General features: G+C 59.1%; 7 protein-coding genes. 3 read left to right on the top strand and 4 right to left on the bottom strand.

Annotated features, from left to right (window positions below):
- Nucleotides 1-73 precede the first annotated feature (73 nt).
- The 4 genes from AC5RE1_RS01355 to AC5RE1_RS01340 form a co-directional block, all read right to left on the bottom strand.
- Nucleotides 74-1,216, bottom strand: a complete 1,143-nt coding sequence (locus AC5RE1_RS01355; RefSeq protein WP_006680422.1) for a variant leucine-rich repeat-containing protein — start codon at nucleotides 1,214-1,216, stop codon at nucleotides 74-76.
- 165 nt (nucleotides 1,217-1,381) lie between these two features.
- The gene (locus AC5RE1_RS01350; protein WP_006680423.1) at nucleotides 1,382-2,224 is read right to left on the bottom strand and encodes an anaerobic ribonucleoside-triphosphate reductase activating protein; all 843 of its coding nucleotides are present in this window, start codon (nucleotides 2,222-2,224) and stop codon (nucleotides 1,382-1,384) included.
- On the bottom strand, nucleotides 2,221-4,140 hold the full coding sequence (locus AC5RE1_RS01345; protein WP_006680424.1) for a ribonucleoside triphosphate reductase: 1,920 nt from the start codon (nucleotides 4,138-4,140) through the stop codon (nucleotides 2,221-2,223). Before AC5RE1_RS01345 ends, AC5RE1_RS01350 begins: the two co-directional genes overlap by 4 nt.
- A gap of 279 nt (nucleotides 4,141-4,419) precedes the next feature.
- The gene (locus tag AC5RE1_RS01340; protein WP_219585500.1) at nucleotides 4,420-5,409 is read right to left on the bottom strand and encodes a phosphatase PAP2 family protein; all 990 of its coding nucleotides are present in this window, start codon (nucleotides 5,407-5,409) and stop codon (nucleotides 4,420-4,422) included.
- Nucleotides 5,410-5,714: 305 nt separating this feature from the next.
- Between AC5RE1_RS01340 and AC5RE1_RS01335 the strand changes: the two genes are divergently transcribed.
- The 3 genes from AC5RE1_RS01335 to AC5RE1_RS01325 are packed head-to-tail and all read left to right on the top strand — an operon-like array spanning nucleotide 5,715 to nucleotide 9,348.
- Nucleotides 5,715-6,176: a YbjN domain-containing protein gene (locus AC5RE1_RS01335; RefSeq protein ID WP_179370019.1), complete on the top strand. Its 462-nt coding sequence runs from the start codon at nucleotides 5,715-5,717 to the stop codon at nucleotides 6,174-6,176.
- Complete coding sequence (locus AC5RE1_RS01330) at nucleotides 6,176-6,655, top strand: YbjN domain-containing protein (protein WP_006680427.1); 480 nt, start codon at nucleotides 6,176-6,178, stop codon at nucleotides 6,653-6,655. Before AC5RE1_RS01335 ends, AC5RE1_RS01330 begins: the two co-directional genes overlap by 1 nt.
- A complete protein-coding gene (locus AC5RE1_RS01325) occupies nucleotides 6,652-9,348 on the top strand; it encodes a DEAD/DEAH box helicase (RefSeq protein ID WP_493938225.1) in 2,697 nt (898 codons plus the stop codon). Before AC5RE1_RS01330 ends, AC5RE1_RS01325 begins: the two co-directional genes overlap by 4 nt.
- Nucleotides 9,349-9,664: the final 316 nt, after the last annotated feature.

Here is a 9,664-nt window from a genome sequence, read left to right as displayed (position 1 = left end):
GGCGCGAGCCTATGAGGCGCTCGCATGTTCCCTTACTCGCGTGTTCCCTAGTTGTGGCGTTCAGACGTGGAGCTCATTGGTTCCAGATGAACTGGGACGGCAAGATTTCACCCTTGGTATCGAACATCCAGCCTTCGCGAGCAACAGCGAAGGAATTGCCGGAAATCGTGTTCCAACAGGAGATACCGTCTTGAGTTGAGATGCAGGCGACATTTCCGTTCTTCACGTACGAGCCGTACGCGAGGGAGCTGATGTATTTGCCGTTCATCGGCGGGTCAATGTTGGAGCAGGAATAATTCGTGTTCTTGGAGTCGACGGTGAAGAGTGCGCCTCGGTTGTCACCACACACCTCATACCCAGCCGCGCCAGTCCAGTGGGTTTCATTGATCTGGCAGGAAACCATGTCTCCGCCAAGAGTGCAGATGATATTACCGGACGGAGCTGAGAACGTATCAGCAACCATGGCGCTTGACGGCGCCGGATACTTTTCTTTTACCTCTGGCTTCGCCGACTGCGGTTGCGCGGGAGTTTGCGCCTGCGTATGTGTCTGAGCCGACTGCGTCATTGAATCAGCGGACGTGTCGCTCGACGAACCTGAATCAAACCAACCGGCGAATGCTCCAACAGCGCCAATAGCAAGAACGATCGCGATCACCGCTAGGACGGCCAGAATGATCACCAGTGTTTTGTTCGTGGAGTTCTTTGCAGGCTGCATCGACACGCCCTGAACGGGGTATTGTCCCTGGTAGTTCATGGGCTGTTGGTATCCCTGTTGCGGGATTGTACCTGCGGGCATGTAGCCAACGGGCATCTGCCCCTGGCTGGGCATGGTGACTTGGTCAACCGTGGTTTCTGGCTCTTCTTCGACCTGAGTAGACTCAAGGGTAACGTCCTGCGCCGGCTCTTGTACCTGAGTGTCCGGCTGTTCAATCGCATCAACGAACGTTGGGGTTGAGGCATCGGCCGACTGAGCCGTAGGTGCGCTAGCTGGCACAGCCCCCGCATCGAATGCACGACGCTGTGCGACTGCAGCGACAACCTCTGGATTGCCAAGTGACTCCATCCAGTCAAGCAGGCCAGCGTAGGCATTCGGGTGGGCTGCGATTGCCGTATGCAAGTCTGGACGCACCGCAGCAATCAGACGAAGATCATCTGCGCTGGTGTTGGGGTCCGCGACAGCGAGTACCGCATCGGGAGCATTTTCAGACGTAGCCATGGCATTCCTTCATATCTTTGGCACACGAGTTGTCTTGCGACCATTGAGCTTGTGCTATTCACTCTAGCGTTCACCATGGGCAAATCGCGGTGTTCGCGCGCGTGAAACGATCTGCATTCACCTCATGCCCGCTCTATGAAGGTACGTCACCGACAGCTAGGGCATTCAAGCAAGCCGGCGCGTGAAGGTTTCAAAGCCGAGCGCCTCGCACGCATCTGCGAGCGCCAGTACTTGCTCATCCCATCCCGCTTGTTCGGCGATGAAGGCATCGGGGGTTCCTTGGGCGCGAGCCTGCTGGAGCGCGAACGAGGCTACCCCGCGCTCTTTGAGCGCGAGAGCGACATCCAGTCCATCCCCCGGCCCTCCGGGGTAGACGGTCAGTCGGACCTCGTAATCAATTCCGGCAACGACAGGCGTAATGTGCGCGCGGGTCCCGGCCTCGTCCCCCATGACTCGGCTGGCGTGCGCACCGCGGTGCGCTTCATCGGCGTAGTCGAGCAGGATGTCGAGGGCTTCCCACGCTTTTTCTCCGCTGCCGGGGCGGGCGACGACGGATGGGTAGTTCTCAGGGAGTGCCTTGATGTCCAGGCCGACCCAGTCGACGAGCCCTTCTTCGAGGAGGGTGCGAAGGCGCGCGGGATAAGCACCCGCGGTGTGCAGTCCGACGGCAAATCCGAGGTCTCGAACACGTCTCATTGCGGGGATGAGCGCCAACTGACGTGTCGCTTCCCCGCCAGAGAAGACGACGCCGTCAAGTAGGTCGTGCCGTCGCGCGAGTAGGCGTTCCAAAGCATCCCACGCGACGACGCCCGGGATTCTCGGGTCGAGGATCGCACAATTCTGACAGTACGCGCACTCCCACGGGCACCCCTGGCAGAAGACGGACGCGACGAACTTTCCCGGCCAGTCCACCGTCGACATGGGGACAAGTCCCGCGATTTGCAGGTCGTCGGGGGTAAATTCACGAGGCCCGGAAGCGAGCGTCAGACCGATTTGACCAGTGTTCACCGCTCGCCAACCGGCGGGAACGCAGACACCAATTCGCCGTGGTGGGAAGCGGCATCCTCGCTGAACATTGTGCGCTCAGCGTATTCGCCCTTCTTGCCGATATTGAAGGACTGGACTGGGCGGAAGTAGCCCATGACGCGGGTCCAGACCTCGCACTGCTGGGGCTCGCGATCCGGGTGGGCGGCGGCGCACTTTTCGCACGTCTCATGCTCGCCAGCCAAGTAGCCGTGAACAGGGCAAATGGAGAAGGTCGGCGTGATCGTGATGTACGGGACCTTGAACGCAGTCAGGGAACGGCGAACCAATTCCTTGCACGCTGCGCCGGACGAAATGCGCTCACCCATGTACAGGTGCAGAACCGTGCCACCCGTGTACTTCGACTGCAGGACTTCCTGATCCTCCAAAGCCTGGAAGGGGTCGTCCGTGTAGGAAACGGGAAGCTGGGACGAGTTCGTGTAGTACGGCTCGGTCGCGGTTCCCGCCTGCAGGATGCCCGGGTAGCGCTTGCCATCTTCCTTCGCGAAACGGTAGGTCGTACCTTCAGCCGGCGTCGCTTCGAGGTTGTAGAGGTGGCCTGTGGCTTCCTGAAGCTCCACCATACGATCACGAATATGGTCGAGGATGCGGACGCACATGTCGAAGCCGCGTTCATCGGTCAGATCGTAATCATCGTGACTGAAGTTTCGGACCATCTCGTTCATGCCGTTCACGCCGACCGTTGAGAAGTGGTTGTCCAGGCTTCCCAGGTAGCGACGAGAGTACGGGAACAGACCGCGATCCATGTGGAACTGGATCGTTTCACGCTTCAATTCAAGGGACTGTGAGGCAAGGTCAATGAGGTGATCAAGTTCAGCGATGAGGGCTGCTTCGTCATCGGCGAAACGGTAACCGAGACGCGCCATGTTGATCGTCACCACGCCGATTGAACCCGTCAATTCTGCCGAGCCAAACAGACCGTTGCCGCGCTTGAGCAGTTCGCGCAGGTCAAGCTGCAGGCGGCAGCACATCGAGCGGATCATGTGCGGGTCAAGGTCGGAGTTGATGAAGTTCTGGAAGTAGGGCAGGCCGTACTTCGCCGTCATTTCGAACAGGCGATCCGTGTTCGGCGTATCCCAATCAAAATCCGGGGTGATGTTGTAGGTCGGGATCGGGAAGGTGAAGACGCGACCGTCGGCGTCACCACCGGTCATGACCTCGATGAAGGCCTGGTTGATGAGGTCCATTTCATGCTGGAGCTCGCCGTAGGTGAAATCGCAGACCTCGTCGGCGATCAGCGGGTATTCCTCTGCCAGGTCATCCGGGCACGTCCAGTCGAAGGTGAGGTTCGTGAACGGGCACTGGCTACCCCAGCGCGACGGAACGTTGAGGTTGTAGATCAGTTCTTGCATGCACTGGACGATCTCGTCGTACTCCATGTTGTCCAGGCGGACGAAGGGCGCCATGTAGGTGTCGAACGAGGAGAACGCTTGAGCGCCGGCCCATTCATTCTGCAGGGTGCCAAGGAAGTTCACAATCTGACCACATGCGGAAGAGAAGTGTGCGGGTGGTCCGGAAGCAATCGCGCCACCCACACCGTTGAAGCCTTCCTGGATCAGGCGTTTCAGCGACCAGCCTGCGCAGTAGCCGGCGAACATGTCGAGGTCGTGGATATGGTAGTCACCCCGGCGGTGCGCTTCGCCAATTTCACGGGTGTAGACCTGTTCGAGCCAGTAGTTCGCAATGATCTTGCCGGCTGAATTCAGGATCAGGCCACCGAGCGAGTATCCCTGGTTCGCGTTTGCGTTGACTCGCCAGTCAGAACGGTCGAGGTATTCGTCGACAGTTCCCAGCGCATCAACGTCATAGCGCAATTGGGTGCTGGTGTTTTCCGCGAGCGGGGATAGTGTGGATGGCGAGGCTTTTTCAGGGGCGTTCATTGGTTGACCTTTGGCGATTCTTCGTTGAGGAAAAGCTCTGACCAGTGGAAACGGTGCGTTCCCAACGGTCAGACACGAACGCAAACACTACATCTAGTGCTTGCGCGAAACGCTCACCACTATATGTAGTTGCTCAAGTGAAATCGAGTCTCTTTGACGCAACACGCCCTAGTATCTTTCGATCACGACACACACCAACGCAAAAACGGGACCAACGTCCCGATCGTCGTTTTGAAGGCGGGCGAGTGTCGACTCTAGGCACGCGCCGGATAACAAGAATTAGCGTTCGTTCCCACTGAGTGAATCGACCTCATCAATGACCCAGCCGGAAATCACAACAACCCACAGTGTGCCCGCGATAGCCAGAATGCGCGCGCGACTGGGAGATTCTTCAAGGAACTCGGCGAAGCCGTATCCGGACGGTCCGGGGTTTGCGACCGCTGACACGTCTACGCCCGCAAGCGCCACAACTGTCAAGATCGAGGCAACGATAAAGCCAATCACCAAGGCCATTGCGACGTACGTGCGCATCCCGCCGATATGTCGTGTGCGGTGTTCAATCGGCGCCAATGCCAGCGCCCAGGCGCCACAAATCAGGAACGCGACAACGACGTCCGCGATCCGGTGCCACGCTGAGATCATCACCGATATCCCCATCAGGGCAGTCCACACCCAGCCAACCCACGCTGAAGGTGCGCGAAGCCACGGTGGCGCAACCATGACCAGAGCAAGCGCGATCGCCATGGCAACTGTTGTATGCCCAGATGGCAGGGAGTTTGCAACGTCTGTTGTCACGCCGAGGTTTGGCCGATCCAGCAGGTATTTTGCGATCTGAGTTGTTGCGTTAGCCCCGATCACGACAAACATTGCTCGACCCGCCAATGTTGGGCGACGACGGATCACTGCCACAACAAACACGATTGCGCCGACGATGATCATCACGGGAACAGATGCAATGGATGTGATCAGATGCGTCAGGTTGCCTGCGCTGTCACTCCAGCGGATCGCGGCTTCCATGAACAGGGTGTCCAGAGCCTGCCCAGCGGGCGTCGTGACGGCGACATAGCTGATAACAACTGCGCCGATCACACATGCGATCGCCGAAACGATCCTTCGACGAAGCCGGCGCGCATACCAGTGGCTCGTTGACGTCCCGCGGGCAGGTGCCTGTCTAGTTGGGGACGAGGCCGCGCCTGCTTGCGTGCCTCGTGGTCGGTTGAGGCGCGATGGTTGAGGCTGGCGCGCTTGGGGAACGTTTGGGCGTTGCATACGCGTGTCACCTCTTCGTGCCTGTTGCCTTGAACTGTCCGCTTCATCTGGTGAAAGTGTCGAAGCAGGACTCTGGGACTGTCCGCACCATTTTCGTGGTCTATACAAGTAAACGGTACGCACATACCTTATCGATAACCCGCCCATATCCGCTGAACAGAGCGGGTCAGGCGTGAACAAGCGCGCTTGAACGCGCCGGCGTACGCATACTTCGATAGAGTAAACCAACTCTTTCGAACGTCGTTCGCCGAATCACGATCCGTGGTGGTGGACGGCCTCGTTCCTTCATCTTCAGGAGAATCTGGATGTCCACGACGACGCCCGTCAGCACCGAGCGGATTCGGCAGTTGCTTTCCGATCGCGATGTTTCGTTCGGAGAATACGGCGAGGCCGAACTCGCGATCCCGACGCGCAACGCCGTTTTCTTCTGGAATATGTCGAACCCGCAGGTATTACAGTTGCGTGCTCAGTGGCGAGGAATTGCCACCGACGACGCTCAGTTCACCGCACTGGTCAACGAGGTTTCGGCGTGCAACTCGTCGCGCATCCTGCCCAAGGCGTACCTTGCTCCGCTCGAAGACGCCGGGAAGTTCGGCCTGATTGCCGAGTGCAATGTGGTCGCGTCACAGGGGTTCACGAAGGCTCAGCTGGATGCGTTCTGGGAGTCGTCGATGTCGATGATCCTGACGTTTATTACCGACTTGGAAGCAGCACTTCCAGAATTCGTCACGTGGTCTGACGAGCTTGATATTCAGGAGGACAACTGATGAGTGCTCCCTTTGCCGTCCCGAACGATGATCAGACTCCCTACCCGATTACTTTCGACCGTCTGCTCAAGGCGTTCTCGGATAAGAACTTCCAGGTGGAGCAGGTCAGCGAAGGCCGTGTTGCCGGTGCCATGTTCGATACGACGCCATTCCTCATCATGCTGGATACGTCGAACCGTTTCATCACGATCCGCGCGATGTGGGCAGCCGACATTCCGCTTGCGTCGTCAACCCAGCAAGTTTTTGCCGCCGCAGATTCGTGGAACCGCGAAATGTACTTCCCGACCGTCTACTCAATGCCGGACGAAGATGGAAACCTGCAGGTGTGCGCTGATTTCAGCATCGACGCGATCGCCGGGATCTCGAACGACCAGCTGTCCGAAAACATTGACGCAGGCATTTCGACGGGTCTGAAGGCGATCGAATACATGAAGCAGGCAGCCGAGCAGACTCTCGGTTGGACTGACCCGCGCAAGTGAACGAGGTTCCCGCGTCGGGTATAGCCGGTCAATTCGATGGTGAAACACCTGCGCGCGCCGACGCCTCCTTCGCCCCAATTCCGTCCCCGAATGCCGGTGATCTTGCGCGTCTGCTGATGGATATCGGTGCGGGCGATGATCGTCTGATCGATATGCACGTCATCGAAGGGCGGGCCGAGCGCACCGCTGAGTGGCCCACCTGGGTTGCACTCGACGTTGTAGAAGCATGGAAAGCACGAGGTGCTCTTCGCCCGTGGTCTCATCAGGTTGAGGCGCTGGATGCCATTGCATCGGGCAATGATGTTGTCCTCGCGACGGGCACGGGGTCTGGTAAGTCTGCGCCAGCATGGACCCCGATCCTCTCTGACCTGGTGAACGCCGAAGACTCCGGGCGTATTTCGCAGATTCGTCGTCGCCCGACCTGCCTGTATATTTCGCCGACGAAGGCACTGGCCGCCGACCAGATGGCACACCTGTGTGCGTTACTGTCAGCTGCACCCTCTGATTCTGCTCTGCGTCAGGTTCACGCGGTGACCGCAGACGGTGATACTCCGAGGGAAACAAAGGATTGGGCGCGAGCCAACGCCGACATTATTGCGACAAACCCGGACTATCTGCACTACGTGATGCTCCCCGGCCACGAACGCTGGACGCGATTCCTGGCTTCCTTGAAGTACATCGTCATTGACGAACTCCACCATTGGCGTGGCGTCGTCGGCGCTCACATTTCGCTGGTCATCCGCCGTCTGCTGCGCATCGCGCACCATCTGGGTGCTGATCCGATCATGATCATGCTGTCGGCGACAATCCGCGATCCCGAGGCCGTCGGCGAGGCTATGACCTCCCGCCCGTGCATCGGCGTGACCAACGACGGTTCGCCCGCTTCAGACCACCAGTTGTTCCTCTGGCAGGGGCGCCTCGTCCCCGATGAGGCCGAAATGGATATGAGCGCATTCTTGAAAGCGGTCGCAGGGGAAGAGACCGTTGTGGAAGCGCCGATGCGTCGCGTTTCTGCACAGACCGAGGCCGCGTCCCTGACTGCCGCAATGATCGAAAAAGGCGCGAATCTTCTGACATTTGTTCGTTCACGTGCGGGTGCTGAGTCGGTTGCGGCGCAGGTTCGCGATCAACTCTCATCCCGTGGTTCGCCTCTGGCCGGGCGTGTTGCCGCGTACCGCGGTGGCTTCTTACCCGAGGAACGTCGCGCCTTGGAATCAGCGTTGCGAAGCGGGCGATTGCGTGCGGTTGCCACCACATCTGCTCTGGAGCTGGGGCTCGATATCTCCGGTTTGAACGCGACGGTGACTGCAGGCTGGCCGGGGACTCGCGCGTCGCTCTGGCAGCAGATTGGTCGCGCCGGACGCGCAGGGGCAGGGGGCGTTTCTGTTCTGGTTGCGTCCGATAACCCGATGGATGAATACCTTGTTCACCACCCGGATCAGATTTTTGCCCCCGTAGAAGCAAACGTCATTGATGCCACCAACCCGTGGGTGTTGGCGCCTCATTTGTGTGCGGCGGCCTCGGAAATCCCACTGTCGCTTGAGCGCACTGATGGTGAAGATCTGGCGCTGTTTGGGGCCTCGTTCCCACGTCTTGCACGCCAGCTTGCCGACGAGGGCTACCTTCGCGAGCGACCAGCCGGCTGGTACTGGGACGCCACCCGTCAAGAGAGGGCCGCCGACCTGACTGACCTGCGAGGCGGGTCGGGAGACGTGCAAATTGTCGACGCACGCACGGGCGCGGTGATCGGCACGATGGACGCTGGATCCGCGGATGCACACCTTTTTGCCGACGCGATTTACGTGCATCAGGGGCGGACGTACCACATCGTGGAGTATTCACCGATGATGAGCGCCGCCCCTGCTAAGGAAGCGCGAAGTGGCGGGGGCGTGCCACGGGAGCGGAGTGCGGGCACGCTCGCACAGCCGGCCAGCGATTCTTTTGGGGGCCAACCCGACGCCGGCACCTCGTCCGCTCGGCCTCGACCTATCTCTTACATCGCGCCACCGACCCCTGAGGAGAAGCAACGGATTGCGCTCGTCGAAGAGGTCCGCACTCCCCTGCGTACGCGCGCCAAGCAACGTGTGTCCGTGTCGATCACGTCGATTGACGACACGTGGACATCCGACGATGGGCTTGTGACCTGGTCGTTTGGCAGTGTGGATGTGTCGACTCGCGTGACCGACTACGACCTGTTGCGCCTGCCGAGGCTTGAGTTCATTCGCAACATCGAGCTTCACCTGCCAACGCATACTCTGCCAACGAAGGCGGTCTGGTACGAATTGTCGCCGGCCGCTCAGGTGCAGTTGCGCGGATTAGGAATCGGGAACGAGGATCTGCCTGGGACGTTGCACGCGGCCGAACATACGTCGATTGGGCTCCTGCCCCTTTTGGCTACGTGTGATCGCTGGGATTTGGGTGGCCTGTCAACCGCGGAACATGATGACACGGGTCTGCCGACTGTGTTTGTGCACGATGCGTTCCGTGGTGGAGCTGGATATGCTTCCGCTGGATTTGAGAACGCAGGTGAGTGGATGCGGATGGTGCTTTCAACCCTGGAATCCTGCGACTGCGAGGACGGGTGCCCGAGGTGCGTTCAAAGTCCGAAGTGCGGGAATGGGAATGAGCCACTATCGAAGGCTGGCGCCATTGTTCTGACGCGGTTCCTTGCCGAGCGCGCGCCGGGAGCCTGAAGCTTTTCTTTGTGCAACTGGGCTCTTCGAGAGTGTGGCCTGATCCTGGCAATACGCCACGTGATGGTGGCGTAGATGCTTCAAAGGGCCAAACCTTGCGGCTTGGCCCTTTGAAGCATCCCATCAACACAGAAAAGAGTCTCCCGATAGCGTCTCCTTAACAATTCCATCGGCGCTGACGAACCCTTGTGGTCCGTTCGCCGTATTTCTTTGTGATGACTATTAATGTAGACACCCAACCTGAGAAGACCACCGAATCTCCCTATGAAAATGCTGTGGGTTGAAGGCTATGAATTGAAGGAGCAACCAAAACCAT

Source organism: Actinotignum sp. usb-actsch-rep-73 (assembly GCF_059082735.1).
The sequence above is the reverse complement of the archived record's forward strand: the minus strand, read 5'-3'. Positions and strand labels throughout refer to the sequence as shown.